This window comes from Kribbella sp. NPDC051137 (assembly GCF_040682535.1).
Classification (GTDB): Bacteria; Actinomycetota; Actinomycetes; order Propionibacteriales; family Kribbellaceae; genus Kribbella; species Kribbella karoonensis.
On the sequence record NZ_JBFBBI010000004.1, the window covers coordinates 302,069 to 328,145 of the forward strand.

Annotated in this window: 27 protein-coding genes and 1 pseudogene; 14 read left to right on the forward strand and 14 right to left on the reverse strand. The window is 69.7% G+C overall.

Annotated features, from left to right (window positions below; all coding sequences use genetic code 11):
* Position 1: 1 nt before the first annotated feature.
* The gene (locus AB0M51_RS22600) at positions 2 to 919 is read right to left on the reverse strand and encodes a DUF929 family protein (RefSeq protein WP_344195762.1); all 918 of its coding nucleotides are present in this window, start codon (positions 917 to 919) and stop codon (positions 2 to 4) included.
* Between the two features lie 123 nt (positions 920 to 1,042).
* Between AB0M51_RS22600 and AB0M51_RS22605 the strand changes: the two genes are divergently transcribed.
* On the forward strand, positions 1,043 to 1,663 hold the full coding sequence (locus AB0M51_RS22605; RefSeq protein ID WP_344195760.1) for an SAM-dependent methyltransferase: 621 nt from the start codon (positions 1,043 to 1,045) through the stop codon (positions 1,661 to 1,663).
* Here AB0M51_RS22605 and AB0M51_RS22610 read toward each other — a convergent pair.
* Together AB0M51_RS22610 and AB0M51_RS22615 are read right to left on the reverse strand one after the other, a co-directional pair.
* Entirely contained in the window at positions 1,638 to 2,762 is a 1,125-nt protein-coding gene (locus AB0M51_RS22610) for an MFS transporter (RefSeq protein ID WP_344197123.1), read from the reverse strand. The two genes, AB0M51_RS22605 and AB0M51_RS22610, sit on opposite strands and share 26 nt — an antisense overlap.
* A gap of 5 nt (positions 2,763 to 2,767) precedes the next feature.
* Positions 2,768 to 3,319 carry a Chromate resistance protein ChrB gene (locus tag AB0M51_RS22615; RefSeq protein ID WP_344195757.1) on the reverse strand — a complete coding sequence of 184 codons (552 nt, stop codon included), beginning with the start codon at positions 3,317 to 3,319 and terminating at the stop codon, positions 2,768 to 2,770.
* A gap of 104 nt (positions 3,320 to 3,423) precedes the next feature.
* On the opposite strand from AB0M51_RS22615, the gene AB0M51_RS22620 reads away from it, so the two are divergent.
* Together AB0M51_RS22620 and AB0M51_RS22625 are read left to right on the forward strand one after the other, a co-directional pair.
* Positions 3,424 to 4,290, forward strand: a complete 867-nt coding sequence (locus tag AB0M51_RS22620) for a diiron oxygenase (RefSeq protein ID WP_344195755.1) — start codon at positions 3,424 to 3,426, stop codon at positions 4,288 to 4,290.
* On the forward strand, positions 4,287 to 5,543 hold the full coding sequence (locus AB0M51_RS22625; RefSeq protein ID WP_344195753.1) for an FAD-dependent oxidoreductase: 1,257 nt from the start codon (positions 4,287 to 4,289) through the stop codon (positions 5,541 to 5,543). Before AB0M51_RS22620 ends, AB0M51_RS22625 begins: the two co-directional genes overlap by 4 nt.
* Here AB0M51_RS22625 and sigJ read toward each other — a convergent pair.
* Positions 5,506 to 6,384: an RNA polymerase sigma factor SigJ gene (gene sigJ, locus AB0M51_RS22630; protein WP_344195751.1), complete on the reverse strand. Its 879-nt coding sequence runs from the start codon at positions 6,382 to 6,384 to the stop codon at positions 5,506 to 5,508. The genes AB0M51_RS22625 and sigJ overlap by 38 nt on opposite strands.
* 90 nt (positions 6,385 to 6,474) lie before the next feature.
* On the opposite strand from sigJ, the gene AB0M51_RS22635 reads away from it, so the two are divergent.
* Positions 6,475 to 6,912, forward strand: coding sequence for a nuclear transport factor 2 family protein (locus tag AB0M51_RS22635; protein WP_344195749.1), 438 nt, complete (start codon positions 6,475 to 6,477; stop codon positions 6,910 to 6,912).
* On the opposite strand, the gene AB0M51_RS22640 is transcribed toward AB0M51_RS22635, so the two are convergent.
* On the reverse strand, positions 6,902 to 7,528 hold the full coding sequence (locus tag AB0M51_RS22640; protein WP_363750225.1) for a class I SAM-dependent methyltransferase: 627 nt from the start codon (positions 7,526 to 7,528) through the stop codon (positions 6,902 to 6,904). The two genes, AB0M51_RS22635 and AB0M51_RS22640, sit on opposite strands and share 11 nt — an antisense overlap.
* A 125-nt stretch (positions 7,529 to 7,653) precedes the next feature.
* On the opposite strand from AB0M51_RS22640, the pseudogene AB0M51_RS22645 reads away from it, so the two are divergent.
* The 5 genes and pseudogenes from AB0M51_RS22645 to AB0M51_RS22665 all read left to right on the forward strand — a co-directional run.
* Positions 7,654 to 7,842, forward strand: a pseudogene (locus AB0M51_RS22645) (hypothetical protein); the annotation flags it as partial.
* 58 nt (positions 7,843 to 7,900) lie between these two features.
* Entirely contained in the window at positions 7,901 to 8,005 is a 105-nt protein-coding gene (locus tag AB0M51_RS22650) for a hypothetical protein (protein ID WP_363750815.1), read from the forward strand.
* A gap of 13 nt (positions 8,006 to 8,018) precedes the next feature.
* Positions 8,019 to 8,363 (forward strand): YciI family protein, encoded by a 345-nt coding sequence (locus tag AB0M51_RS22655; RefSeq protein ID WP_363750227.1) that lies wholly within the window; start codon positions 8,019 to 8,021, stop codon positions 8,361 to 8,363.
* Entirely contained in the window at positions 8,360 to 9,553 is a 1,194-nt protein-coding gene (locus AB0M51_RS22660; RefSeq protein ID WP_363750229.1) for a DUF6596 domain-containing protein, read from the forward strand. Before AB0M51_RS22655 ends, AB0M51_RS22660 begins: the two co-directional genes overlap by 4 nt.
* Complete coding sequence (locus tag AB0M51_RS22665; protein WP_344195739.1) at positions 9,550 to 9,987, forward strand: SRPBCC family protein; 438 nt, start codon at positions 9,550 to 9,552, stop codon at positions 9,985 to 9,987. The genes AB0M51_RS22660 and AB0M51_RS22665 overlap by 4 nt, the downstream gene beginning before the upstream one ends.
* On the opposite strand, the gene lexA is transcribed toward AB0M51_RS22665, so the two are convergent.
* From lexA to AB0M51_RS22680, 3 genes are read right to left on the reverse strand one after another with little or no spacing between them, the layout of a single operon-like run.
* On the reverse strand, positions 9,984 to 10,637 hold the full coding sequence (gene lexA / locus AB0M51_RS22670) for a transcriptional repressor LexA (protein WP_363750232.1): 654 nt from the start codon (positions 10,635 to 10,637) through the stop codon (positions 9,984 to 9,986). The two genes, AB0M51_RS22665 and lexA, sit on opposite strands and share 4 nt — an antisense overlap.
* A gap of 9 nt (positions 10,638 to 10,646) precedes the next feature.
* Positions 10,647 to 11,333, reverse strand: a complete 687-nt coding sequence (locus tag AB0M51_RS22675) for a LysR family transcriptional regulator substrate-binding protein (protein WP_363750234.1) — start codon at positions 11,331 to 11,333, stop codon at positions 10,647 to 10,649.
* 47 nt (positions 11,334 to 11,380) lie between these two features.
* Entirely contained in the window at positions 11,381 to 11,596 is a 216-nt protein-coding gene (locus tag AB0M51_RS22680) for a LysR family transcriptional regulator (protein ID WP_363750236.1), read from the reverse strand.
* A gap of 113 nt (positions 11,597 to 11,709) precedes the next feature.
* Between AB0M51_RS22680 and dnaE the strand changes: the two genes are divergently transcribed.
* Complete coding sequence (gene dnaE / locus AB0M51_RS22685) at positions 11,710 to 15,219, forward strand: DNA polymerase III subunit alpha (RefSeq protein WP_363750238.1); 3,510 nt, start codon at positions 11,710 to 11,712, stop codon at positions 15,217 to 15,219.
* A complete protein-coding gene (locus AB0M51_RS22690; RefSeq protein ID WP_344195733.1) occupies positions 15,206 to 16,003 on the forward strand; it encodes a TIGR02569 family protein in 798 nt (265 codons plus the stop codon). Before dnaE ends, AB0M51_RS22690 begins: the two co-directional genes overlap by 14 nt.
* Here AB0M51_RS22690 and AB0M51_RS22695 read toward each other — a convergent pair.
* Complete coding sequence (locus AB0M51_RS22695) at positions 15,961 to 17,139, reverse strand: Cmx/CmrA family chloramphenicol efflux MFS transporter (protein ID WP_344195731.1); 1,179 nt, start codon at positions 17,137 to 17,139, stop codon at positions 15,961 to 15,963. The genes AB0M51_RS22690 and AB0M51_RS22695 overlap by 43 nt on opposite strands.
* 68 nt (positions 17,140 to 17,207) lie before the next feature.
* Positions 17,208 to 17,783, reverse strand: coding sequence for a TetR/AcrR family transcriptional regulator (locus AB0M51_RS22700; protein WP_344195729.1), 576 nt, complete (start codon positions 17,781 to 17,783; stop codon positions 17,208 to 17,210).
* Positions 17,784 to 17,941: 158 nt separating this feature from the next.
* Between AB0M51_RS22700 and AB0M51_RS22705 the strand changes: the two genes are divergently transcribed.
* From AB0M51_RS22705 to ctaD, 3 genes are all read left to right on the forward strand, one after another.
* Positions 17,942 to 19,942, forward strand: a complete 2,001-nt coding sequence (locus tag AB0M51_RS22705; protein WP_344195727.1) for a DUF1906 domain-containing protein — start codon at positions 17,942 to 17,944, stop codon at positions 19,940 to 19,942.
* Positions 19,943 to 19,988: 46 nt separating this feature from the next.
* Positions 19,989 to 20,516, forward strand: coding sequence for a type 1 glutamine amidotransferase domain-containing protein (locus tag AB0M51_RS22710; protein ID WP_344195725.1), 528 nt, complete (start codon positions 19,989 to 19,991; stop codon positions 20,514 to 20,516).
* A 63-nt stretch (positions 20,517 to 20,579) separates the two neighbouring features.
* Positions 20,580 to 22,262 (forward strand): cytochrome c oxidase subunit I, encoded by a 1,683-nt coding sequence (gene ctaD / locus AB0M51_RS22715; RefSeq protein WP_344195723.1) that lies wholly within the window; start codon positions 20,580 to 20,582, stop codon positions 22,260 to 22,262.
* A 10-nt stretch (positions 22,263 to 22,272) separates the two neighbouring features.
* Here ctaD and AB0M51_RS22720 read toward each other — a convergent pair whose 3' ends face one another.
* Genes AB0M51_RS22720 through AB0M51_RS22735 form a run of 4 tightly spaced genes read right to left on the reverse strand, consistent with a single transcriptional unit; the run spans position 22,273 to position 26,000 of the window.
* Positions 22,273 to 23,142: a helix-turn-helix transcriptional regulator gene (locus tag AB0M51_RS22720; RefSeq protein ID WP_344195721.1), complete on the reverse strand. Its 870-nt coding sequence runs from the start codon at positions 23,140 to 23,142 to the stop codon at positions 22,273 to 22,275.
* Positions 23,143 to 23,186: 44 nt separating this feature from the next.
* Entirely contained in the window at positions 23,187 to 23,771 is a 585-nt protein-coding gene (locus AB0M51_RS22725; protein WP_344195719.1) for a class I SAM-dependent methyltransferase, read from the reverse strand.
* Positions 23,771 to 24,445: a methyltransferase domain-containing protein gene (locus AB0M51_RS22730; RefSeq protein ID WP_344195717.1), complete on the reverse strand. Its 675-nt coding sequence runs from the start codon at positions 24,443 to 24,445 to the stop codon at positions 23,771 to 23,773. Before AB0M51_RS22730 ends, AB0M51_RS22725 begins: the two co-directional genes overlap by 1 nt.
* Complete coding sequence (locus AB0M51_RS22735) at positions 24,438 to 26,000, reverse strand: ATP-dependent DNA ligase (RefSeq protein WP_344195715.1); 1,563 nt, start codon at positions 25,998 to 26,000, stop codon at positions 24,438 to 24,440. The genes AB0M51_RS22730 and AB0M51_RS22735 overlap by 8 nt, the downstream gene beginning before the upstream one ends.
* Between the last annotated feature and the right edge of the window lie 77 nt (positions 26,001 to 26,077).

Here is a 26,077-nt window from a genome sequence, read left to right on the forward strand (position 1 = left end):
GTCAGCCCTTCGCAGCGCCGAGCTTGCCGGCGGCGCCGGTGACGGCAGCGCTGGTGCACACGTTCGACGGCTGGTTGTTCGTGATCTTGCAGATCGCCGCCGTGTAGACGTTCGCCGAGCCGATGACCGCCTTGGCGATCGGGCTCGACGGATCCTTCAGCGCGTCGACGATCTGCGCCTGGGTCTTGCCGGCCAGCACGTCGGGGGAGTACGTCGCCCCGGAGCCGATGAACTTGTTGCCGATGTCGATGAACGGGATCGACCCGGCGCTGTCCTTGGCGACGTACGGCACGTTGTCGTACTTCTGCAGCGTCGCCTGGTCCTCGGCCGTCGGGGTGTCGAGCGGCTTGTAGCTGTTGCCCTGGACCTCGTTGGTCGTGGTCTCGACGCCGGTGAAGGACAGGTACTGACTCGTGTACGTCGAGCCGTGGAACGACAGCGACGGCGTGTTCGGGTGCACGTCCGCGGCGGCGGAGTGCGTCGTACCGAGGTCCTTGAAGGTGCCGAAGCGGGACAGCGCGACCACGACCGGCCAGCGCTCGGCGGCGCAGAACGGGCAGTACTCGGCGCCGATGTAGAGCACCTTCGGCTTGCCGTTGGCGGTCAGCGCCGGCTGGTCGTTGATCGCCGACGGCGCCGTCGTGACGCCGGAGCTGCCGACCGTGGAGAACGTGGTGTCCGGGATCGAGCCGAGCGCGGTGACCAGAGCCGGGTCGAGCGCGCCGCTCGCACCCTGGGCGGTCTTCTTGCCGCCGCCGACCAGCCGGATCGTGATCAGCCCGCCCACGATCACCACGACCAGAACGACCGCGCCGACCGCGAGGAGGAGCCGCCGGCGCTGCTCGGCCCGCCGTTGGGCGGCCTGCTGCGCGGCGATCCGCTCCCGGGCCGCAGCCTTCTGTTCGACACGCCTTGCCATGACTCTCCTCTGATCGCGCACGGGCTCCGGAAGAACAACTATCCATCCGCCCCGGAAGTTCCTGCCTGTCGGTCACTGTGAGGTTACAGATCAATGGTGCCTCGCGGGCCTTAGGGTGCTGACATGGATTGGCGTGCGTGGCATCAGCGGTACGACGACCCCGGATCCGAGCTGGCGCGGCGGTTGCTGACCGTGCAGGCACAGGTGCGGGACGCGCTCGACCGGGCGCCGGCCGGACCGATCCCGGTGATCAGCCTGTGCGCGGGACAGGGCCGCGACCTGCTCGGCGTACTGCGGGATCATCCACGGGCTGCCGACGTACGGGCGCGGCTCGTCGAGCTGGATCCGGAACTGGCCGCGACCGCGCGGGAGCAGGCGCCGGAGAACGTCGAGGTGGTCACCGGTGACGCGTCGCTGACGGATCAGTACGACGGGTTCGTGCCCGCCGAGCTCCTGCTGCTCACCGGCATCTTCGGGAACATCACGAACACCGACATCCAGCGGACGATCGCGGGCGCCCGGATGTTCTGCCGGACCGGCGCGACGGTGATCTGGACCCGGCATCGCGAGGAGCCGGACCTGGTGCCGTCGATCTGCGACTGGTTCGGGCGCGTCGGCTTCGAAGACGTGTGGGTGTCGGACAAGGAGGCCGGCTTCGGCGTCGGCGTGCATCGCTTCACCGGCGTACCTGAACCTCTGGTGAAGGGTGAGCGTCTGTTCAGCTTCGTGCCCGGCGGAGTGTGAGCAGCCCGAGCGCGAGCAGGACGGCGAGTACGACGTACCCGGTGTCCAGGACGGCGATCGAGGCGACGGCTGCGACGAGCAGTGGGCCGCCCGCGTCGCCGAGTTCGCGGCCGAGTTCGGCTGTGCCCATCGTCTGACCCATCCGTTCCGGGGGCGTACTCGCCGCCAGCGCGGCGAACCCGAGCGGCGTGATCACGCCCGTCCCGGCACCGATGAGTGCGGCAGCGATCAGCAGGAACACCACACCGGGCAACGCCGCGCACACGAAGCCCGCGGCCGCCAGGGCCAGGCCTGTCGCGATCCCCTTGCGGGTGGTCAGCTTGCCGGCGTCCAGCGCCCGGCCGGCTCGAGGCTGCACCACGGCGGCCGTTGCCGCGAGCAAGGAAACGGCCGCTCCGGTGGCGATCGTCCCGAGCCCGTCCGACGCGCCGGTGACCGGCAGGAACCCGACGCCGACCGACAACGCGGCCGTCGCCGCCGCCAGCGCCGCGGTCGGCCGGAGGAACGCCGGGTCGGTGATCCGCCGGGCGAGATCCACCACGGTCTGCCGGGTCCGCGGCAACGGAGGCACGACCGGTACGGCGGCCAACGCCCACGCGGCGACCGCCAGCGCGAGAACCGTCATCACCCCGAACAGCAGGCGGAATCCGCCGAGCCAGACGATCCCACCGCCGAGCAACGGCCCGGCGGTGTACCCGAGGCTCTTGTAGAACCCGTAGCTGCCGAAGGCCCGCCCGTGCTTCGCGGACGGATTCAGCCGGGCGACGAGCGCGGACGCGGCGGGGGAGAAGGCCGACGCCGCGGCACCCTGGCCGAGCCGGGCGACCCACAGCCAGCCGGGCCGGTCCGCGACCACATAGGTGCCGGAGGCAACCGCGAACCCGATCAGGCCGAACAGCAGCACGGGGCGCGCGCCGATCCGGTCCGAGATCGTGCCGAAGACCGGCTTGAGCAGCACCTCCGCGCCGTCGTACAGCGCGAGCAGGATGCCGAGTGTCATCAAGGACCTCACCGCGTCGGACGACAGGCCGCCGAGGTTCGCCGCGATCGCGTGCGCGCCGAACGCGGTGGTGAAGCCGGCCGCGTACAGCGGCCACATCTTCTTCACCGGGCATCACCCGGAAGCTGGTGCAGCGCACGGAACACCAGTTCGCCGTACTCCTCGCAGCGGGCGACGCAGTCCTTGAGCCGGGCGGTGGCCTCGGCCGCTTGCGGCGTACCGAAGACGTCGCGGCCGGTCAGGTCGCGGTGCCAGCGGCGGAGCCGTTCGAGGCTCTGCTCCTCCTCCTCGAGCTCGGCGAGCGTGAACTTCTCGATCCGGATCTCCTTGGCGATCTCGTCCTCGAACTTCCGGCAGTCCGCCAGGAACTCGGTCCAGTCCGCCCGCCGGGCCTCGTCGTACAGCCCCCGCAGCCGGGCGCCGTCCGCCTCGTCCTTCCCGGCGGCCTCGAGCGTCGTCACCTCGCCCTCGGCGCGGGCGACCAGTTCGGCGGTCCGCTGCAGTGCCGCCTCGAAGACCGGGAGCTCCGGGACGGCCCAGACGCCCTGTCCGAGGGACAGCGCGCCGGCCTTCCGCAGCTCTCGCCACACTGCCACGCGGTGCCGCGAGGGCTCCGCCGGGATCCGTACCAGCAAGACCAGCCATCGATCCGTCACAGGCGACACTGTAGCGCGCGTTACATCGGCGCGCATCTCGACAGAAGCGTGGACCATCAGTTATGTTACATAGACGATGTCATATCGCCTCGGAGGTGTGTGCGATGGACCAGACCGCTGAGCGGTTGCTGGGGTCGGCGAGCCGGTTGTCCCGGGACCCCGAGACGGAGATCGACTGGGACGCGCCGGTCGGCGACGGGTACGGGATGTCGCCGGAATGGAGCACGTTGTACGGCACGCCGTACTGGGACGAGCTGACCGAGGCGCAGCAGCGCGAGCTGACCCGGCACGAGTCCGCGTCGGTCGCGACCACCGGGATCTGGTTCGAGATGATCCTGCAGCAGCTGATCCTGCGCGACATCTACGACAAGCCGGCCCGGACGCCGGAGTTCCAGTGGGCGCTGACCGAGATCGCCGACGAGTGCCGGCACTCGATCATGTTCGCGCGGGCGACCGAGCGGATGGTCGAGCCGGCGTACCGGCCGCGGCTGCTGGCCCGCGAGCTCGGCCGGATGTTCAAGACCGTGGCGACCGGCGAGTCGGCGTACGCCGCGATCCTGGTCGCCGAGGAGGTCCTGGACGTGATGCAGCGGGACTGGATGCGGGACAGCCGGGTCGAGCCGCTGGTGCGGACCGTGAACCACATCCACGTGGTCGAAGAGTCACGGCACATGGTGTTCGCGCGCGAGGAGACCCGGGAGCGGCTGGCGCGCGCGGGCCGCGGCCGGCGCTGGGTGAGCGCGCTGGTGATCGCGATCGCCGCGGACATGATCGTGTCCAGCATGGTCGGGCGCGAGGTGTACGTGAACGTCGGCCTGGATCCGGAGCGGGCGGTCCGCGAGGCGCGGCAGAACGAGCACCACCGGTCACTGCTGCGGACCAGTTGCGCGAACCTGATGGACTTCCTCGGCTCGGTCGGACTGCTGACGCCGGCAGCGTCCCGCGTGTACCGGCGGACCGGTCTGCTGTGACCTTCGCGATCTCGGGCGACTGCTGCTCGGATGCGAGCTGCGTCGCGGTCTGCCCCATGAACAGCATCCACCCGTCGCCGGGTGAGCCGGGCTTCGGGACCGGAGCGAGCCTGTTCATCGACCCGCGGACCTGCATCGACTGCGGGGCCTGCGCGGACATCTGCCCGGTCGACGCGGCGAAGCCGGCCGACGAGTCGGCGGCCGGCGACGTCGAGCGGAACGCGGCGTACTTCGCGGATCGTGAGCCGTTGGAGGCCACGGATCTGGACAGCTGGGAGCCGGTCTCCTACCAGGTGTGGGGCGGCGGCCCGGCGCGGGTGCTGGTCGTCGGTGCGGGGCCGGCCGGGATGTACGCCACCCGCGAGCTGTTGCTGCGGACAACGGCGGACATCACCGTCGTGGACCGCAGCGAGCACCTCGGCGGGCTGGTGCGGTTCGGGGTCGCGCCGGATCATCCGCAGACGAAGCAGATCATCGAGTCCTTCGAGCGGTTGGTCCGCCATCCGCGCGTGCACTGGCGCCCGGGAACGGACGCAGCCACGCTGCGGGGCTGGTCGAACGACTTGCCCGATGGGTACGACGCGGTCGTGCACGCGGTTGGTGCTCGGCAGAGCCGGCGGCTGGGGATCGCCGGCGAGGACGCCGCCTGCACGGCGGAAGACTTCGTTGCCTGGTACAACGGCCGGCCGGGCGCGACGCTGCCGGTCGAGCTGACCGGACCGCGGGCGGTGGTCGTCGGCAACGGGAACGTCGCGATCGACATCGCCCGGGTGCTGCTCAGCGATCGGACGATGGACCTGCCCGCGGAGGTACGCCGTACGCTCGCGGCCGGCGGGATCAAGGAGGTCGTGCTGCTCGGCCGCCGCGGACCGGAGCAGGCGGCGTACACGGAGCCGGCCCTGCAGGAGCTGCTCGCGGTCGCGGGGGATCGGGCCGAGCTGCGGTACCACGCCCGGCCGGCCGCCTGGACGTCCGCGGGCCTGACCCTCGACACCGGCGAGGTCATTGCCGCGGGCAACCTGTTCACCGCGATCGGGTTCGAGGGCCGGCCGGTCGACGGGCTGCCGTTCGACGCCGGCCGGGGGATCGTGCCGAACGTCCGCGGCGCCGTCGCCGGCCGGCCCGGCCACTACGTGGCGGGCTGGATCAAACGCGGCGCGCGCGGTGGGATCGGCGTCAACAAGGCGTGTGCCCAGGAGACCGTGACGACGCTGGTCAGTGCATCCAGGGGCGCAGCTTCTCCGGGTTCCTGACTGTCCAGATGTTCGTGATGAGGTCGCCCGCGAAGTCGAACGCGAGCACGGTCTCGACCTTGCCCTCGAACTCGATGACGAGGCCCGGCTGACCGTTGACGGTGCGCTCCAGGATCGTCCGGCCGTGCCGGAACACCGGGAGCTGGGTGAACCGCCGCGCGACCTGGGTGCTGCCGTGGATCGGGTCGAGGAACGCGCTCACCAGGCCGCCGCCGTCCGCGACCGCGGTGGCGTCCGGGTCGAGCAGGTTGACGATCGCCTGGATGTCGGTGGCCTCCCAGGCCGCCTTGAACGCCCGGACCAGCTCCGCCTTCCGCGCCGACGGCGGAGTGGGGGACTGCGACTCGCGGATCCGGCGGCGGGCCGACGAGGCGAGCTGCCGGCAGGCGGCGGGCGTCCGGCCGACGATCTCGGCGACCTCCGGGAACGGGTACCGGAACACGTCGTGCAGGATGAACGACACCCGTTCGGCCGGTGTCATCGCATCCAGTACGACCAGGAACGCCATGTTCACCGACTCGTCCAGCGTGATCCGGTCCGCGGGATCGACGGTGCCGTCGACGTCCTCGGGCAGCGGCTCCGGGATCCACTCGCCGACGTACCGCTCCCGGCGGGCGCGCGCGGAGCGCAGCTGGTCGAGGCAGATCCGGCTCGCGACCCTGGTGAGCCAGGCAGCCGGGTTCTCGATCGCGTGCCGCTCGTCCACGGTCATCGCGTACCAGCGGGCGTAGGTCTCCTGTACGACGTCCTCGGCGTCGGCCAGCGACCCGAGCAGGCGGTACGCCAGGTTGATCAGCTGCCGTCGCTCGCTCATGATCACGTCCAGGCCGGGCTCGGTCATATCGGTCCTCTCCCTCATACCTGGTACGACGAAACGGCCCGGTGAACTGTCAGGTCTGACATTACGCGGGCCTGTCCCGTCGTACCGGGCATGACGAACAACGCGGTATCCGAAGAGGAGATCCGGAAGCGGATCGAGACGTTGCTGGACGGGATCCGGAACGGTGACCTGGGCGCGCTGAAGACGGTCTTCGCGCCGGACCTGGTGTCGTTCGACGTCGAGCCGCCCCTGCGGCATCTCGGCGCGGAGAAGAAGATGGAGAACTGGGAGAAGGTGTTCACGGTCTACCGGCCGCCGCTGGGGTACGAGGTCCGCGACCTGACCGTGCTGGTCGACGGCAGTCTCGCGGTGACGTACGCCGTGAACCGGATCAGCGGCACGCTGACGAACGGCACCGAGGCGGGGATGTGGGTGCGCTGGTCCGCGGTGTGGCAGCGGATCGACGGCGAGTGGCTGATCGTGCACGACCATGGCTCGGTCCCGCTGTACTTCCCGGAGGGCCGCGCCGCCACCGACCTCACCCCCTGAGCCGGGCGCGGCCCAGGATGTGCGGGCCGGCCGGCGTCACCCGATCGGGCGGGAACTGGAACCGGTCCAGGTCCTCGATGGCGAAACCGGCGGCCGTGATCGCGGCCGCCGTGTCGCGGTGGGTGTGGCAGCCGCCGACGAACAACGGCCACAGGGTGGCGTCGGCGATCCGCTGGACGGTGGCCAGGCGGCCTGGTTCGGCGGCGACGTGTTCGTAGAACCTGAGTTCGCCGCCGGGGCGCAGTACCCGCCGGGCCTCGGCGAGGGCGGCCTGCTGGTCGGGGACCGAGCAGAGGACGAGCGACACCACGACCACGTCGGCCGCGGCGTCGGGAGCCGGCAGGTGGTCCGCCGTACCCTCGACGACCTCGACCGGGACGGGTGCGGTCGATGCCTGGCGGTGGGCCTGGGCGCGGAGGAACGGCTCGGGTTCCACGGCGAGGACCTGGGTGACCTCGGGCGGGTAGTGGGCGAAGTTCCCGCCGTCGCCGGCGCCGACCTCGATCACCCTTCCTGCCGCACCCGCGAGCAGCCGGCGGCGGTGCTCGGCAGCGCCGGCCTGGTCGAGGGTCGGCCGGAGCCGGGCGTACATCCGGGCGAACAGCGGACGTTTCATGATCCCACCCTGTCAGAGTGTCGGATCCGCGGGTACGCCGATCGTCTGCTGAGTGAGAGTTGTTCGTTCAGCAGAGGAGACGTGCAGTGGCTACCCCCGTCAACACCGTCAAGATCATCGATGTCGTGGTCTCCGACCTCGGCGCCGCGATCGAGTTCTATCGCCGGCTCGGGCTGGAGTTCGTGCGGGACCAGTACATGCCGGACGACCACGCCGGCTGCGACCTGCCGAACGGGTTGCACCTGATGCTCGACACCGACGAGGCGCGCCGCAAGATCACCGCGCACTGGACGCCTCCGACGTCGGGCCGGGCGTTCCTCACCTTCGAGTACGGCACGCGACTCGACGTACGCCGAGCTCGTCGCGGCCGGGGTGGCGAGCCTGCAGGAGCCGTACGACGCGCCGTGGGGAATGCGTTACGCGACCGTCGCGGATCCTTCCGGCAACGGCGTCGATCTGTACGCCACACTGGCCTGAAGGAGGTGTCCGGGTGAAGTACGTGCTGATGTTCATCGAGACCGAGGAGTTCGCGAAGGACTTCGAGGCGCTGGCGCCGGCCGAGAAGGAGGCGGCGTACCGGCGGGTGTACCAGTGGTTCGAGGACCACGCGGACAAGATCACCAACCGCGGCAGCAAGCTGCAGGGCCGGGAGACCGCCACGACGGTCCGGCTCGACGGCGGCACGCTGACCACCGACGGGCCGTTCATCGAGGGCAAAGAGGTCGTGTCCGGCTTCACCGAGATCGACGTCGAGGACCTGGACGAGGCGCTCCGGATGGTGAAGACCTGGCCCGCCTGCCCGGTGATCGAGATCCGCCCGGTGGCGGAAATGTGAGTAGTCAGGACGAACTGGCCCGCGTGGTCCGCGACCACGCGGGCCGGCTGACGGGTGCGTTGGTGTCGCTGCTGGGCGACTTCGCCGCGGCCGAGGACCTGGTGCAGGACGCGGTCGAGATCGCGCTGAAACGCTGGCCGGTCGAGGGGATCCCGGAGCGGCCGGACTCCTGGCTGTTCACGGTCGCGAAGCGCCGCGGTCTCGACGTACTGCGGCGGCAGGAGAACTACCGCACCAAGCTCGCGTTGCTGGAGCCGTACGAACCGCCACCGGCAGACGACCGGCTGCGGCTGGTCTTCACCTGCTGCCACCCGGCCCTCGCACGGGAGGCGCAGATCGCGCTGACGCTGCGCGTGGTGTGCGGGTTGACGACCGGGCAGATCGCGGCGGCCTTCCTGGCGTCGGAGTCGGCCGTGGCGCAGCGGATCACGCGGGCCAAACGCAAGATCACCGATGCCGGCATCCCGTACCGGATCCCGCGCGACGACGAGCTGCCCGAGCGGCTGTCCGAAGTACTGACGGTCATCTACCTGCTCTTCAACGAGGGCTACCTGTCCAGTACGGCGGACCGTGCGCACTCGCGCGACCTCGTCGACGACGCGGAATGGCTGACCGCACTGCTGCACGGCCTGCTCCCGAACGAACCCGAGGTCGCCGGACTGCTCGCCCTGATCCGGCTGCATCGCGCGCGTACGTCGGCCCGCTTCGCGCCGAACCTGGTCCTGCTCGCGGACCAGGACCGCACCCTCTGGGACCACGCCGCGATCACCGAGGCGACGGCTCTCCTCACCCGTACTGCCCGTCGTCACCACGCACCCGGGCCGTACCAGCTGCAGGCGGCGATCGCCGCCTGCCACAGCGAGGCAGCCACCTGGGACGACACCGACTGGCCGCAGATCCTCGTCCTCTACGACATGCTGCTGACCCTGCAACCGAGCCCGGTCACGTGCCTGCACCGCACGATCGCGCTGTCGTACGTCCGGGGCTCCGCCACCGCGTTGACCGAGCTCGACGCGCTGGCCGCAGAGCTCGACACCTACCCACTTTTCCACGCGACGCGCGGCCAGTTCCTCCGCGACCTGAACCGCCGTACCGAAGCCCACGCGGCCGACGAGCGCGCCGCCCGACTCACCACCAACCCAGCCCAGCTGGACCTGCTCCAAGAACGCCTGGAGGGAGAAACCCGATGACGACGATCGTGACGAAGGTCGAGGTCGAGCGGACCGCGGACGAGGTGTTCGCGTACGTCACCGACCCGAACCACTTTCCCGAGTGGCAGTCCGGCGTGACCGCCGGCCACCTCGAGGGCGGCGCCCCGGTGGTCGGCGCGAAATGCCTGACCACCCGCAAGATCGGCGGCCGCGAGCGCGACGTGACCTCGCGGCTGACCGTGTTCGACCCGCCGCGCTCCTGGGCGGTCCGCGGTGAGGACGGCCCGATCCGGGCGACCGTCAACGTCAGCGTCGAACCGATCGCCGGCCGGGAGGCGAGCACGCTGACCATCGACGTGGGGTTCGAGGGCCACGGGATCGGCAAGCTCCTGGTCCCGCTGATCGTCGTACCGCAGTCCCGCAAGGAGATGCCCGCGAACCTCGCCCGGGTGAAGGCGAACCTCGAAGGCTAGACGCTGCGCAGGACCGAGACCACGACGCCGAGGACGGTCGCGTTGTCGCCGTCGATCACCTCGTACGCCGGGTTCCGGGGCTCGAGGTACACGTGGCCGTTGCGGCGGCGGTACACCTTGACGGTCGCCTCCTCGTCGATCATCGCGGCGACGATCTGCCCGGAGTGCGCCTCGGCCTGCTGACGGACCACGACGATGTCGCCGTCGCAGATCGCGGCGTCGATCATCGACTCGCCCCGGACCCGGAGCCCGAACACGGTCCCGCGGCCGGTCAGCCCGCGGGGGAGCTGCAGTACGTCGTCCACATGTTCGACGGCCGAGATCGGCGTACCGGCGGCGATGTCGCCGACCACCGGGACCGGCACGTTCTCGTCGCTGGTGGTCTGCCTCGTGGTCTCCTGCAGGAACATCCGCACGTCGATCGGCCGCGACACCGACGGGCTGCGGCGCAGGAAACCCTTGTCCTCCAGCGCGGCCAGGTGCTTCGACACCGACGACGAGGACTTCAAACCGACCGCGTCGCCGATCTGCCGGCTGCTCGGCGGGTACCCGTGCCGCGTCACCCAGTCCCGGATCACCCCCAGGATCCGCTGCTGCCGTTCCGGGAGTGCGCCGGTGTCGAGGTCGCCGAACAGGTCGAGATCAGTCACCGCGAAATCCTAGAGGCCGTCCGCCCGCTGATCGGGCACCGACCCGCGCAGCCGCCGAGGCAGCCACAGATCGTCGACGTCGGGCTGCGGCTGACGGCGTACGTGCTCGATGAGCGTGCCGAGATCCGGATGCCGGTTCGAGCTGAGCCAGATCAGCGACCACGGGTAGACGGGCGTCGGGTCCACGACCCGCAGTCGCCGCACGCCGCGCGGCCACGGGCCGACCTCGCGCGTCCGCTCGCCCCAGAACGTGATCACCGACTTCGACTCGGCGATCGTCCCGATCAGATCCTCGAACCCGAAGTTCGGCCCGGCCGAGTCGATGGTCAGCCCGAACTCGGCGGACAGCTCCTGGTAGAACGCACCCCATTCGCTGCCGTCGACGATCCCCGGGATCCAGAACGTGTACCGGCGCAACTCGTCGACCGGCACCGCGGTCCGGTTGGCCAGCGGATGCCCGGCGCCGACGATCACCTCGTGCGGCTCGAGGTACGCGACCGTGCTCTCGACGCCGGGCGGCAGCGGATCCGGGTGGTACGCGAACGTCGCGTCGATCTCGCCCGACTGCAGGGCAGGTAGCGACGCGGCCAGACCACGCAGGACGAGCGTCTTGAGTGCGACGTCGGGATTCCGCTGGTGGAAGTCGACCATCAGCACGCCGGGCAGCACCCGGGAGCCGAGGATGTCGACCCGCAACGGCCGCGCCTCGTGCTGGACGGACTCGACCGCGTGCCGGGCGGCGATCAGTACGGCGTGGGCGTGCGGAAGGAAGGCCCGTCCGGCCGCGTCAACGTCGCGCCGGTGGGGACGCGGTCGAAGAGCGTGACGCCGAGCGAGCACTCGAGCGCCGCGATCCGTTTCGACACCGCCTGCTGGCTCAGCCGGAGCCGGTCGGCGGCGTACCGGAACTGACCTTCCTCGGCGACGGCGACGAACGCGCGCAGGCTGTCGAGATTCACGCGACCAGACGGTACAACTCCTGGTTGTCGAGGTAGCCGAAGGGTTGTTTGATCGCGCCCACAGCCGCGGCTTTGGATGGAGGCCCCAGACAACTGACGGTTGTGGAGACCGGGTGCCTTCGTTCACACATCTGCATGTCCATACCCAGTACTCGCTACTCGACGGCGCCGCACGGCTGAAGGAACTGTTCGCGGCCTGCGCCGAGTACGGCATGACCCACCTCGCGATCTCGGACCACGGGAACCTGCACGGTGCGTACGACTTCTTCCACCAGGCGCGGAAGGCCGGGATCACCCCGATCATCGGCATCGAGGCGTACGTCGCGCCCGCGTCCCGCCGTACGAAGGAACGCGTCTTCTGGGGTCAGCCGCAGCAGAAGCGCGACGACGTGTCAGGGTCCGGCGGCTACGCGCACAAGACGATCTGGGCGCGCGACGCGACCGGGCTGCACAACCTCTTCCGGCTCTCGTCCGACGCCTACCAGGAGGGCTGGCTGCAGAAGTGGCCGCGGACGGACAAGGAGAGCCTCGCCCAATGGTCCGACGGGCTGGTCGCGTCGACCGGTTGCCCGTCCGGTGAGGTGCAGACCCGCCTGCGGCTCGGTCAGTACGACGAGGCGGTGGCGGCGGCTGCGCAGTACCAGGACATCTTCGGCAAGGAGAACTACTTCCTCGAACTCATGGACCACGGCATCGCGATCGAACGCCGCGCCCGCGACGGCCTGCTCGACCTCGGGCGCCACCTGAACATCCCGCCGCTGGTCACCAACGACTCGCACTACACCTACGCCGAGGAGGCCAAGGCACACGACGCGCTGCTGTGCATCCAGACCGGCAAGACACTGGCCGACCCGGACCGCTTCCGCTTCGACGGCACCGGCTACTACCTGAAGCCGGCCGCCGAGATGTACGCGATCGACTCCTCGGACGCCTGGCAGGACGGCTGCCGGAACACCATGACGATCGCCGAGCGCATCGACACCGCGGGGATGTTCGGCAAGCGCGACCTGATGCCGCGCTTCGACGTACCTGACGGGTTCACCGAGGTCACCTGGTTCCAGGACGAGGTACTGCGCGGGATGCGCCGGCGGTACCCGGACGGGTGGGACGAGCGGTACCAGCAGCTGGTCGAGTACGAGATCGGCGTGATCGTCCAGATGGGTTTCCCCGGGTACTTCCTGGTGGTCGCGGACTTCATCATGTGGGCGAAGAACAACGGTATCGCCGTCGGCCCGGGCCGCGGCTCGGCCGCCGGGTCGCTGGTGTCGTACGCGCTCGGCATCACCGACCTGGACCCGATCGAGCACGGCCTGATCTTCGAGCGGTTCCTGAACCCGGAGCGGGTCTCGATGCCGGACGTCGACATCGACTTCGACGAACGCCGGCGGGTCGAGGTGATCCGCTACGTGACCGAGAAGTACGGCGCCGACAAGGTCGCGATGATCGGCACCTACGGCACGATCAAGGCGAAGAACGCGATCAAGGACTCGGCGCGGGTGCTCGGCTTCCCGTACGCGACCGGCGACCGGATCACCAAGGCGATGCCGGCCGACGTCGGCGGCGCCGGGATCGACCTGACCGGCATCACCGACCCGAAGCACCCGCGGTACGACGAGGCCGCCGAGGTGCGGGCCATGTACCAGAACGAGACCGACGTACGGACCGTGATCGACACCGCCAAGGGCGTGGAGGGGCTCGTCCGGCAGATGGGCGTGCACGCGGCCGGCGTGATCATGTCGAGCGAGTCGATCGTCGACCACGTACCGGTCTGGGTCCGGCACAGCGACGGCGTCACGATCACCCAGTGGGACTACCCGAGCTGCGAATCGCTCGGCCTGCTGAAGATGGACTTCCTCGGGCTGCGCAACCTGACGATCATCGACGACGCCGTCAAGATGGTGCGGAGCACCACGGGCCTGGAGATCGACCTGCTCAAACTGCCGCTCGACGATGCACCGACCTTTCAGCTGCTCGGACGCGGTGACACGCTCGGCGTCTTCCAGTTCGACGGTACGGCGATGCGGGCGCTGCTCCGGCTGATGCGGCCCGACCAGTTCGAGGACATCACCGCGGTCACCGCGCTGTACCGGCCGGGGCCGATGGCGATGAACTCGCACACCAACTACGCGCTCCGGAAGAACGGCCAGCAGGAGATCACCCCGATCCATCCTGAGCTGGAGGAGCCGCTGCGCGAGGTACTGGGGATCACGTACGGCCTGGTCGTCTACCAGGAGCAGGTGCAGAAGGCGGCGCAGATCCTCGCGGGGTACAGCCTCGGGCAGGCGGACCTGCTGCGGCGGGCGATGGGCAAGAAGAAGAAGGAGGTGCTCGACCAGGAGTTCGTGCCGTTCCGGGACGGATGCCGCCGGCGCGGGATCTCGGATGCGGCGACGCAGGCGGTGTGGGACGTGCTGGTGCCGTTCGCCGGGTACGCGTACAACAAGGCGCATGCGGCGGCGTACGCACTGGTGTCCTACTGGACGGCCTACCTGAAGGCGAACCATCCGGCCGAGTACATGGCCGCGCTGTTGACGTCTGTGAAGGACGACAAGGACAAGTCCGCGGTGTACTTGAACGAGTGCCGGCGGATGGGGATCAAGGTGCTGCCGCCGGACGTGAACAAATCGCTGCCGAACTTCGCGGCGTACGGCGACGACGTGGTGCTGTTCGGGTTGTCCGCCGTACGGAACGTCGGCGACGGTGTCGTCGACGCGATCGTACGCAGTCGGGCGGGCGGCCGGTACACGTCGTTCCCGGACTTCCTCACCAAGGTGGAAGCCGTTGCCTGTAGCAAGCGTGCTGTCGAGTCGCTGATCCAGGCAGGTGCTTTCGACACGCTCGGTCACACACGGAAGGGACTACTGTCCCGGCACGAGGAGCTGGTCGAGAACGCGCTGGCGGTCAAGCGGAAGGAGGCCGAGGGTCAGTTCGACCTCTTCGGTACGGCGGAGTCGCCGGTGTTCTCGCTGGACGAGAGCTTCCCGGACGACGAGTGGGACAAGCCGGTGCTGCTCGCGCGGGAGCGGGAGATGCTCGGTCTGTACGTCTCGGACCATCCGCTGTTCGGCCTGGAGTCCGTGCTCGCCGAACGGGCAGACGTTGGCGTCGCGCAACTGGCCGAGCAGCCGGACGGCGCGGTGGTGACGATCGGAGGCATCATCTCCGGGCTCCAGCGACGGGTGACGAAGAAGGGTGACCCGTGGGCGACCGCCACCGTCGAGGACCTGGTCGGCGCAGTGGAATGCCTGTTCTTCCCGGCGACGTACCAGTTGGTGTCGGGGCGTCTGCAGCAGGACGCGGTGGTGTTCGTGAAGGGCCGGCTGGACAAGCGGGACGACGTACCGCGGCTGATCGGGTCCGAGGTGACGGTGGCCGATCTGGCGGCTGTCGGGGTCGTGGTGCTGGAGATGATGCAGGCGAACGTCGTCCCACGTACCGTCGACCAGCTCCGCGACGTCCTCGCCGCGCACCCCGGCCGGTCGGAGGTACAGCTCCGGGTCCGCGGTCCGGAGAAGACCACCGTCTACCGGCTCGCATTCCGGGTGAACGCCGACAAGAACTTCTGGGCGGACCTCAAGGCCGAGGTCGCCGGCGTGAAAGAGTGGCGCCGTGGAGGCTCCTGAGGAGAAGGTTCTGGCGGCGTTCGGGGTTTCGGAGCCGCCTGTGCGGCTGGAAGGTGGCCAGGGGGAGACCTGGCGGTCCGGTGAGGTCGTGCTCAAGCGGGCGGACGGCGAGAGCGCGTGGCGGGCCGAGGTGCTGAGTGTTCTGCCCGAGTCGGAGGCATTCCGGGTGCCGCGGCCGGTGCGGACCGTGGGCGGGGAGTGGGTTGCCTTCGGGTGGGAGGCGAACGAGTTGCTGGTCGGTGCGACCGACCTGCGGCGGCAGGACGACGTACTCGTTGCGGCCGCCGCCTTTCACGAGGCAGTCGCCGGGCTGCCGCGGCCGGACTTCATCGACACCCGGAGCGATCCGTGGTGCGACGGCGACCGTGTCGCCTGGCGGGAGCAGTCGCTCGACGGCACCCCGCCGTACGCCGAACTCGTCGGGCCGCTCGTCGACGCCTGGCGGCCGGTGGACCTGACGTCGCAGGTGGTGCACGGCGACCTGCCCGGGAACGTGATGTTCGCCGACGGGCTGCCGCCGGCGATCATCGACTGGCCGGTGTACTGGCGCCCGACCGCGTGGGCGTCCGCCGTCGCGGTCGCGGACGCCCTCTGCTGGTACGGCGCGGAGCCGGCCCTCGCCGCGCGCTGGGCGCACCTGCCGGAGTGGGGGCAGATGCTGATCCGTGCGCTGATCTACCGGATGACCACCGACGACCTGGCCGGCGGCGCCGGCACCTGGACGGCGGCCCGGCGGGACGGTTACGCGCCGGTCATCGAGCTCGCCCTTTCGTACGCTGGCTGAGCGGCGGCCCGGGCCGCGACCGGAATGGTGCCGAAGGCAAGTACTGCGAGCCCGGCGCCGATCCAGCCGACCGACGGATAGCCGGCACCTGCGTCGAGCGCGAGCCCGCCGAGCCACGGGCCGACCGTGATCCCGACGTTGAACGCGGAGATGTTGAACGCGGCCGCCAGCGTCGGCGCGGATCCGGCGACGCTGAACACCCGTGAGTTCACCGCCGGGTTGGTGGCGAACCCGAACGTGCCGACCGCGACGATCGCGAGGACCGCGATCCACGGCGTCCCCGCGGCCAGCGCCAGCACCACCGCAGCCGCACCCAGACCGGTCAGGCTGATCGCGAGCGTGCCGAACGGGCGCCGGTCCGCGGTGCGCCCGCTGATCGTGATCCCGGCCAGCGAACCGACGCCGTACAGCGCGAGGATCACCGGCACCCAGGCAGCGGACAGCTTGGTCGTCTCGGTCAGCAGTGGTGCGAGGTAGCTGAAGATGACGAGGATCGCGCCGGTCGACAGCGCGGTCGTGCCGTACGCGAGCCACAGCTGCGGATTCACCATGCTCCTCAACTCGTCGCGCAGTTGCGGGTGGTCGCCGGACCGCCCACGCGGGATCGTCGCGAGGACCCCGGCGATCGCGACCACCGACAGTACGGCGACCGCCCAGAACGCCGAGCGCCAGCCGAGGTGCTGACCGAGCAGCGTGCCGGCGGGCAGCCCGACGATGGTCGCGACCGTGAGACCGCCCGCGAGGATGCTCATCGCCTTGGCGCGGGCCGCCGGTCCGGCGAGCTCGATCGCGGTCACCGAGGCGACCGCCCAGAACCCGGCGTACACGAAGGCGCCCGCGACCCGGGTGGCCAGCAGGACCCCGTACGACGACGTGAGGGCGCCCGCCACGTGGGTGAGCGCGAAGACCGCGAGGAACGCGAGCATCGCGAGGCGCCGCGGCCAGCGGAGCGTGGCGACGGCGAGGATCGGTGCGCCGACCAGCATGCCGACCGCGAACGCGGAGATCAGCAGGCCGGCGGCCGGGATGGACACGTGCAGGTCGGCGGCGATCTCGGGGAGCAGACCGGCGAGCATCAGCTCGGACGTGCCCTGGGCGAAGATCGCCAGGCCGAGCAGGTAGACGGCTCGGGGCATGATGTCCTCTCTCATATTGGATCAATCGGTGCAAAATCTGGGCAGACCTGACCGAGGAGGTGAGGGGATCAGAAGTTGCTCAGCGCGGCCTCGACGACCAGGCGTTGACTCTCCGGGGACGCGCCGCGCCGGGCGGCGACCCGCAGGCCGCCGAGGAGGGTGAAGACGTAGGTCGCCAGACCGGCCGGGTCCTGCTCCCGGTCGAGGTCGCCGGCCGCCTGGGCCGCCTGGATCGCGGTGGTCAGGGCGGCCACCTTGGTCTCGTGGTCGCGGTCGAGGAGGTCGACGACGTCGGGCTCTCTCGGGCCGAGCTCGACGATCGTGTTGATCACGAAGCAGCCGGCCGGGTCCTCCGGCTCCGGCTCGACCGCCGTCCAGAGGATCCGCCGGACCCGCTCGCGGATCGGCAGCGACTCGTCCCGGATCACCTCGAGCTGGGCGGTGCTGAAGTCCTCGACGTACCGGCGGAGCGCACGGTCGAAGAGGTCGCGCTTGCTGATGAAGGTGTTGTAGATGCTGCTCCGGCCGAGGCCGGTGGCCGTGCAGAGATCCTGGGTGGACGTCGCCTCGTAGCCGGAGGTCCAGAACACCCGCATCGCGGCATCGAGCGCGCGATCCTCGTCGAAGGTCCTCGGTCTGGCCATGTCATCGAGCCTAACACATTCTAGATCGCTCGATCCAAAACGGCGCCCGATACCATCTGCGCATCGAGGCGAGTGCCTGAAGCTCTTCGACACGGGAGCAGGCGCTCGCCTTCACTTGGGGGCACGATCCGACGATGAGACTGGGGAACATTGTGAGGTTGTTCAGACCTGGGGGGCTCACACTCGCCCTCGTCCTGGTGGCGGGCGTCACTGTCGCCGGCCCGGCGGCCGCGGCGGACACGAAGACCGTGTCCTATCGCGGTTACCAGGTGACTGTCCCGTCCAGCTGGCCGGTGGTCGACCTGGCGGCCGACCCGACCGCGTGCGTCCGGCTTGACCAGCCGGCCGTGTACCTGGGCCGCAGCACGGCGCAGGCGAAGTGCCCGGCACACCTGGTCGGCCGCAGTTCCGGCCTGATCCTGGAGCCGCTCACCACCGCGCAGGCGTCGAGTGACGGCATGCTGCGCCGCTCGATCGCGGACGCGGGTGTGCTGGCGACGGCGTACTACGCGCCGGGCACCGAGCAGGAGGCGAACGACGTCCTCGGGACCGGCAAGGTGGTCACGAAGACGTCGTCGGCACGGGTGGCGCAGCCGGCCGCGGTCGCGCCGACCGTTGTTGCTACCGGCAACTTCGCCGGGTACGGGTTCGACACCTGCGCGGCACCGTCGCAGGACGCGATGAACGCGTGGCGCCCGACGTACCAGGGCGTCGGCATCTACATCAGCGGGGGACTGCGGGGGTGCGCGCAGCCGAACCTGACGGCCGACTGGGTCGCGGCGAACGCGAGCAAGGGCTGGCAGTTTCTGCTGATCGACGTCGGCCTGCAGGCACCGTGCACGACGTACAACAGCCGGATGTCGTCGGTCGCGTCGACCGCGCTGGTCCAGGGCCGGAACGCCGCCATCAACGCGGTCGCGGCGGCGCAAGCACTCGGGTTCGCGCAGCGGAGCGCGATCTACAGCGACATCGAGGCGTACACGACGACCACTGCCTGCAAGGCGGCGGTGCTGTCGTACCTGAGCGGCTGGACGCAGGAGCTGAACGCCCGCGGGTACCAGGGCGGCGCGTACGTCGGCGCCGCGTCGGGTGGTGCGGACCTGAACAGCGCGTACACGAGTACGGCGTACACCCGGCCCGACAACATCTGGTTCGCGCACTGGGGTTCCGCGGTCGGCACGAGCCGGTTCATCAACGCGGCGTACTGGGCCAACCATCAGCGTGTGCACCAGTACGCGGGTGAGGTCAGTGAGACCAACGGCGGCGTGCAGATGACCGTCGACAAGAACTACCTGAACCTGACGGCTCCGCCGGCGCCGGTCAGCAGCTTCAGCGTGACGGGTGGCGTCGCGGCCGCGGCGCTGCGCTGGACGAAGCCGACCAACACGACAGTGATGCTGCGCAACGCGGTCGGCTCGACCCCGCCGCCGCTGACCACCTCGGGTGCGGCGGTCTACAACGGTGCCGCGAGCATGTACACGCAGAGCGGGTTGTCGAACTCGGCCAGCTACGCGTACCGGGTGTGGACCAAGGACGCGACGGGCAAGGTCGGCCCGGGCGTCGACGTCCGGCTGGTCGGGTCCAAGGCGACGTTCGGGATGAGTGCGTCCTCGATCATGTACACCGGCGCGGTCACGCTGTCGGCAGGTGTGTCCCGGCTGGACGGCGGCAAGCTGCCCGGCGTACCGCTGGTGCTGTACTCGAAGGCGAAGACCGCGACCAAGTGGTCGACGGTCGGGTCGTACACGACCGATGCCAACGGGATCGTCAAGGTGACGCAGAAGCCGTCGGTGTCGACGTACTACATGTGGGGCTACAACGGAGGTCCCGGAGTGCTCGGCACGCGCAGCACGACCGCGCTGCTGCAGGTCCACCCGGCGCTGTCCGGGTACCTGACGCCGTCGGCGATCAGGCTGGGCGGATCGGCGGTGCTGTACGGGTACCTGAACCCGCCGCACGCCGGTACGACGGCATACCTGCAGCGGCGCTCGGGTACGACCTGGGTGGCCGTGACGACCGGGAAGCTGGCGACCAACGGGAAGTACGCCTTCGGCATCAAGCCGACGGCACGTGGCACGTTCACGTACCGCGTGGTCTGGCTGGCGGACGCTGATCACCAGGGCACGCAGACCGCGTCGAAGGTCCTGACGGTCAGCTGATCCATTCGGCACGTGTGTTGAGCGGTGAACCGGGCACCGCTCAACAATGTCGAAGCAAAAGATTGCATTTCTGGTAGCTGCCGAGGGCATCGAGCGGGTCGAGCTGACCGAACCGTGGGAGGCGCTGACCGAGGCGGGGTACAAGGCCGAGCTCCTCAGCCCGGCCGACGGGAGCGTGCAGACCTTCGATCATCTGACCGCTGCCGAGTCGCGCCCGGTGGACAAGAAGGTCGGCGACGCCTCGGTCGACGACTACGCCGCGCTGGTCCTGCCAGGGGGAGTGGCGAACCCGGACGCGCTGCGGACCGATGCGAAAGCGGTTGCCTTCGTCAAGGCGTTCGTCGCCTCCGGAAAGCCGGTGGCGGCGATCTGTCATGCGCCGTGGACGTTGATCGAGGCGGACGTGGTGCGCGGTCGCCGGCTGACCTCGTGGCCGAGCCTGCAGACCGATCTGCGCAACGCCGGCGCCGAGTGGGTCGACGAAACCGTGGTGACCGACGGGAATCTGATCACCAGCCGGAAGCCGGACGACCTGCCCGCGTTCGGCAAGGTGCTGCTCGGCGCCCTCGGCTGAGGGGGTGTTGCTGTCGTGCCGATAGGTGTCTAATCGAAGGGATGCGTTAGTTCGGGAGGTGGCATGGCCAGCGTCAGCGGGCATGCCGGGATCACCGAGCGCACCGGATCGACTGCGGCTGGGGTTGGGCGGCGGCCACTGGGGCTGGTGATCGGCCGGGTGCTCTCGTCGACCGACCACAAGGTGATCGGCCAGCTGTACCTGGTCACGTCGTTCAGCTTCTTCCTGATCGGCGGCGTGATGGCCCTGGTGATCCGGGCCGAGCTGGCCGAGCCCGGCCTGCAGTTCGTCAACGAAGAGACGTACAACCAGCTGTTCACGATGCACGGCACGATCATGCTGCTGCTGTTCGCGACGCCGCTCTTCATTGGGTTCGCCAACGTGATCATGCCCGTGCAGATCGGGTCGCCGGACGTCGCGTTCCCGCGGCTGAACATGTTCAGCTACTGGCTGTTCCTGTTCGGCGGGCTGATCACGATCAGCGGCTTCTTCACCCCGGGCGGCGCGGCCGACTTCGGCTGGACGGCGTACTCGCCGTTGTCGAACGGGGTGCGCTCGCCCAGCGTCGGCGGCGACCTGTGGACGATGGGCCTGTGGATGGCCGGCCTCGGGACCATCCTCGGTGGCGTCAACTTCGTCACGACGATCGTGACGATGCGCGCGCCGGGGATGACGATGTTCCGGATGCCGATCTTCACCTGGAACGTGCTGGTGACGTCGATCCTGGTGCTGATCGCGTTCCCGATCTTCGCGGCGGCGCTGCTGGTGCTGGAGGCGGACCGGAAGCTCGGGGCGCACGTTTTCGACGCGGCCAACGGCGGGCCGATCCTGTGGCAGCACCTGTTCTGGTTCTTCGGGCATCCCGAGGTGTACATCATCGCGCTGCCGTTCTTCGGCATCGTCACCGAGGTGCTGCCGGTCTTCAGCCGCAAGCCGATCTTCGGGTACTACGGTCTGGTCGCCGCGACGATGGGAATCGGGGCGTTGTCGATCGCGGTCTGGGCGCATCACATGTTCACGACCGGGGCGGTGGCGCTGCCGTTCTTCTCGTTCATGACGTTCCTGATAGCCGTGCCGACCGGGGTGAAGTTCTTCAACTGGATCGGCACGATGTGGGGCGGCTCGGTGTCGTTCGACACGCCGATGCTCTGGTCGGTCGGCTTCCTCGTCACGTTCCTGCTGGGCGGGCTGACCGGCGTGATCCTCGCGTCGCCGGCGCTGGACTACCAGTTGCAGGATTCGTACTTCGTGGTCGCGCACTTCCACTATGTCGTCTTCGGCACCGTGGTGTTCGCGATGTTCTCGGGGTTCTACTTCTGGTGGCCGAAGATGACCGGGCGGATGCTCGACGAGAAGCTCGGGAAGATGCACTTCTGGCTGCTGTTCATCGGCTTCCACACGACGTTCCTGGTGCAGCACTGGCTGGGTGTCGAAGGCATGCCGCGACGGTACGCCGACTATCGGGCGAGCGACGGGTTCACGACGCTGAACCAGGTGTCGAGCGTGGGCGCGTTCATCCTGGGCGCGTCGATGCTGCCGTTCTTCTACAACATCTACAAGTCGCGACGCAGCCCGCGGGTGCAGGTGGACGATCCGTGGGGCTGGGGCCGTTCGCTGGAGTGGGCGACGAGCTGCCCGCCGCCGCGGCACAACTTCGACGCACTGCCGCGGATCCGCTCCGAGTCGCCCGCCTTCGACCTGCACCATCCCGAACTCGCGCCACACGTCCATCGGGAAGTCCTTTAGGGCAGGTCTCCTAATCGAGCCGATCGATCAGCCGGACGAGTGCCTCGTCGGTCTTCTGCGGCGGCGGGCTCGTGGAGGCGAGCAGTTCCAGCGCCTGGGTGTAAGCCTCGACGTCGTCGCGCTTGTCGAGGTAGAGCGCGCTGGTCAGGTGCTCGACGTACACGATGTCGGGCAGATCGCGCTGCGGGAAGCGGAGCAGGGTGAACGCGCCCGCGGTGGCGGGATGGCCGACGTTCTGCAGCGGGACGATCTGGACGGTGACGTTCGGCCGGGTGATCGCCTCGCGGAGCGCCTCCAGCTGGCGGCGCAGGACGTCGACGCCGCCGATCGGCCGGCGCAGGACGGACTCCTCGATCACCGCCCACAACCGCAACGGCGGCTCCCGATCGAGCACCCGCTGCCGCCGGGTCCGGAGCGCGACGATCCGCTCGATCTCGGCGTCGCTCCGGCTGCCGCTCGGGTCGAGCTGTGCGACGGCCCGCGCGTACCCCTCGGTCTGCAGCAGGCCCGGGACGTACTGGATCTCGTAGGTCCGGATCAGCTCCGCGGTCGCCTCCAGCCCCAGATACGCGTCGAACCACTCCGGGGTGACATCGCCGTACCGCTGCCACCACCCCGGATCGTTCGCCTCCCGCGCCAGCTCCAGCAGCCGCTCCCGCTCCCGCGCGTCCTGGACGCCGTACAACGTCAGCAGGTCCGAGACGTCCCGCTCCTTGAACCCGACCCGCCCCAACTCCAACCGGCTGATCTTCGACTCCGAGGCCCGGATCGCCCACCCCGCATCCGTCCGTGTGACACCGGCCCGCTCACGCAACTCCCGCAGATGCGCCCCAAGCAACATCCGCAACGCAGTAGGCCCCACCACACTCCGCCCCGCCATACCCCCAACTCTACATCATTTTCGAACAGATGTTCCCATGCGGGTCAAGCTGTTCGAGTGCCGACCAGCAGCGAGTTGTGCCGGTCGGGGAGCACTACCTCGGTCGCGATCAGGCGCGGATCGGCGAAGAAGAACGTTCGCTTCGGATCGTGCAGCCGGTACGGCGAATCAACCGGCAACAGGTCCGCGGGCGTGACGTCGTCGTTCACCAGCCGACCGCCGACCCGCAGTAGTTCGACGATCTCCGGTGGCTGCTGACCGCCGTCTGCGAACAACAGGTCGTACGGCGCGCGCCTGGTCAGCTCCGGCAACGCGTCCCCGTGGATCACCTCGACCCGTGGATCGTCTGCGAGCACCCATCGTGCAGCGGCGGCGCGGTTCTCGTCCGACTCGACGGTGATCAGCCGGCAGTCGGCGGGCATCGCCGAGGCGATCCAGGCGGCGCCGTACCCGACGCCCGTCCCGGACTCGCCTATGGTCCCGCCAGTGCAGCCGGCCGCGAGCATCGCCAGGAACCGACCTGCATCGGGGAGGCAGCACGACGGACCGGAGCCGGTACGCCGCAGCGGCATCCCGACCTCGGCTGCTGCCTGTTCCGCACGGAGCACGAGCGGCGGGACCACCTCCATCAGTCGCGGAGGTATTCGGCGCGCCAGCGGAGGAGGGTGGGGTCGGTGGGGCTGGGGGCCTGGTCGAGTTGGATGAGGTGGAGGTCGGGGGTGGTGAAGGAGCGGATGGTGGCTCGGGTCAGTGGCCAGGGTGGGCCTTGGAGGGTGGTGTCGGGTTGGTCGTCGGGGCGGGCGGCGGCGATGACCAGGAGCGTGCCGCCGGGGGCTACCAGGTCGGAGACGTGGGTGACGGCGGCGGGCTGGAGGGGGATGGGGAGAGCCTGGACGGTGTAGATCTCGACCACCAGGTCGAAGGCCTGGTGCCAGTCCGCGGGCGGGTTGAGGAGATCGGCGACGACGTAGTGCGCCTTCGAGGCGGGGTGGTTGCGGTGGGCGGTCTCGATCGCGCTGGGGGAGATGTCGAACGCGGTCGTGTCGTACCCGCGGTCGACGATCAGTTCGGCGTCCCAGCCGGTGCCGGCGCCGACGATCACCGCGGTCTTGCCGGTGCCGTCGGGCTCGGCCTCGGCGATCCAGTCCGCGAGTAGTTGATGCGCCGTACCGCGGTCCCACGGCACGACTGCCTCGCCGTCGGCCGCGGCGGCGTACAGGTTCTCGAACCAGCCGGTCGGGTCGTCTCGCTCGATCGCCTCACCGGCGATCCTCCTGGTCACGACCTCGGGGTCCTCAGTCATCCGCGCGCTCCTCGATCTCTACTACAGGTTCAGGTCCGGTGTGGATCGACCGTACGGTCTGCACGGTGTCGACCTCGTCCGGCCGCTTGTCCTCGCGGTACCGGATCACCCGGGCGAACCGTAGCGCCATCCCGGCCGGATACCGCGGCGACGTCTGCACCCCGTCGAACGCGATCTCGACCACCACCTCAGGTTTGATGTACACGACCCAGTCGTCCCGCCGGACGGCGAGCTCCTGGAACCGCTCGGTCTGCCACCGCAGCAGCTCGTCGGTCAGCCCCTTGAACGTCTTCCCGAGCATCACGAACTCACCGGTCGACTCGTCCCGCGCCGCGAGATGCAGGTTGGACAGCCACCCCTTCCGCCGCCCGTGCCCCCACTCCGCGGCCAGCACCAGCAGGTCGAGGGTGAACGTCTGCTTGACCTTCACCCACCCCGATCCGCGTCGGCCCGCCTCGTAGGGAACGGTCAACGACTTCACCACGACGCCCTCGTGCCCCCGCCGTACGGCGTCGTCGAAGAACGCCTGCCCCGCCTCCGCGTCGGACGTCACCAGCCGCGGGATCCGGCGCTCCTCGGGCAGCAGCTTCGACAGCCACTGGTGACGGGCCGCGCCGTCGAGCCCGAGCAGGTCCTGACCGTCGAGGTGCAGGATGTCGAAGAAGTACGGCGTCAACGGCACGGTCTCCGGCCCGGTCGCCGCGCGGGTGGCGGTCCGTGACCCGGTGACCTGGAACGGCTCCGGCCGCCCGTCCGCCCGCAGCGCGATCAGCTCACCGTCGAGCACGACCTGGCGCGCGTCCAGCGCGAGCACGGCCGTCACCACCTCGGGCACGCGCGCGGTGATGTCGTCCAGCGTCCGCGTGTAGACGACGACGCGATCGCCGTCGCGATGCGCCTGGATCCGGATGCCGTCGAGCTTCCACTCGAGCGCCGCCGGCGTACCCGTCTTCTGCAACGCCTCCGCGACCGTGGTCGCCGACTGCGCGAGCATCGGCTGCACCCCGCGCCCGACCTCCAGCCCGAACTGCGCCAGTCCCGCCTCGCCCTCGGTCAGTACGGCGACCGCGACCGGCGCCGTCGCCCCGCGCAACATCGCCGCGGCCCGGATCTTGTCCAGCGGAATCCCGGTCGCCCGCGCGACGGCGTCGGCCATCACGCCGTCCAGCGCGCCCTGCCGGAGCTCACCTCCGACCAGCAGCCGCAGGAACCGCTGCTCGTCCTCCGTCGCGCGCCCGAACAGCGCGTCCACCGCGGCCCGGCGCCGCGCCTGCACGCCGGCGCCCGACATCCCGGCCAGCTCCGCGAACGCCCCGTCCACCTCGGTCACCGTCAAAGAAGCCTCCGCGGCGGGCGGCGGAGCGTCCGTCAAGGTCCGCCAGCCCACCCCGGTACGCCGCTGCCGGAGCTCGCCGGACAGGTAGGTCACGACGATCTCGATCTCGGCCGGATCGGTGGCCTCGGACAACAATCCGGCGATGAATCCGGCCTTCTGCAGCCGCGACCGGGTCCCGGCCAGCGCCGCCGAGGTCTCCACCAGCTTGATCAGCAACATGTCCCAAGTGTCCCTCGATCCACCGACAGTCCGGGGGTCGCAACTTTCCGCAGCTAGCGTGCATCGAGGTGAGGAGA

What these genes read in the sequence shown, in the direction of transcription:
- AB0M51_RS22600 (WP_344195762.1), bottom strand. Translation starts at nt 919, where the DNA reads ATGGCAAGGCGTGTCGAACAGAAGGCTGCGGCCCGGGAGCGGATCGCC.
- AB0M51_RS22605 (WP_344195760.1), top strand. Translation starts at nt 1,043, where the DNA reads ATGGATTGGCGTGCGTGGCATCAGCGGTACGACGACCCCGGATCCGAG.
- AB0M51_RS22610 (WP_344197123.1), bottom strand. Translation starts at nt 2,762, where the DNA reads ATGTGGCCGCTGTACGCGGCCGGCTTCACCACCGCGTTCGGCGCGCAC.
- AB0M51_RS22620 (WP_344195755.1), top strand. Translation starts at nt 3,424, where the DNA reads ATGGACCAGACCGCTGAGCGGTTGCTGGGGTCGGCGAGCCGGTTGTCC.
- sigJ (WP_344195751.1), bottom strand. Translation starts at nt 6,384, where the DNA reads ATGACCGAGCCCGGCCTGGACGTGATCATGAGCGAGCGACGGCAGCTG.
- AB0M51_RS22635 (WP_344195749.1), top strand. Translation starts at nt 6,475, where the DNA reads ATGACGAACAACGCGGTATCCGAAGAGGAGATCCGGAAGCGGATCGAG.
- AB0M51_RS22640 (WP_363750225.1), bottom strand. Translation starts at nt 7,528, where the DNA reads ATGAAACGTCCGCTGTTCGCCCGGATGTACGCCCGGCTCCGGCCGACC.
- AB0M51_RS22665 (WP_344195739.1), top strand. Translation starts at nt 9,550, where the DNA reads ATGACGACGATCGTGACGAAGGTCGAGGTCGAGCGGACCGCGGACGAG.
- AB0M51_RS22695 (WP_344195731.1), bottom strand. Translation starts at nt 17,139, where the DNA reads ATGCCCCGAGCCGTCTACCTGCTCGGCCTGGCGATCTTCGCCCAGGGC.
- AB0M51_RS22700 (WP_344195729.1), bottom strand. Translation starts at nt 17,783, where the DNA reads ATGGCCAGACCGAGGACCTTCGACGAGGATCGCGCGCTCGATGCCGCG.
- AB0M51_RS22710 (WP_344195725.1), top strand. Translation starts at nt 19,989, where the DNA reads ATGTCGAAGCAAAAGATTGCATTTCTGGTAGCTGCCGAGGGCATCGAG.
- ctaD (WP_344195723.1), top strand. Translation starts at nt 20,580, where the DNA reads ATGGCCAGCGTCAGCGGGCATGCCGGGATCACCGAGCGCACCGGATCG.
- AB0M51_RS22720 (WP_344195721.1), bottom strand. Translation starts at nt 23,142, where the DNA reads ATGGCGGGGCGGAGTGTGGTGGGGCCTACTGCGTTGCGGATGTTGCTT.
- AB0M51_RS22725 (WP_344195719.1), bottom strand. Translation starts at nt 23,771, where the DNA reads ATGGAGGTGGTCCCGCCGCTCGTGCTCCGTGCGGAACAGGCAGCAGCC.
- AB0M51_RS22730 (WP_344195717.1), bottom strand. Translation starts at nt 24,445, where the DNA reads ATGACTGAGGACCCCGAGGTCGTGACCAGGAGGATCGCCGGTGAGGCG.
- AB0M51_RS22735 (WP_344195715.1), bottom strand. Translation starts at nt 26,000, where the DNA reads ATGTTGCTGATCAAGCTGGTGGAGACCTCGGCGGCGCTGGCCGGGACC.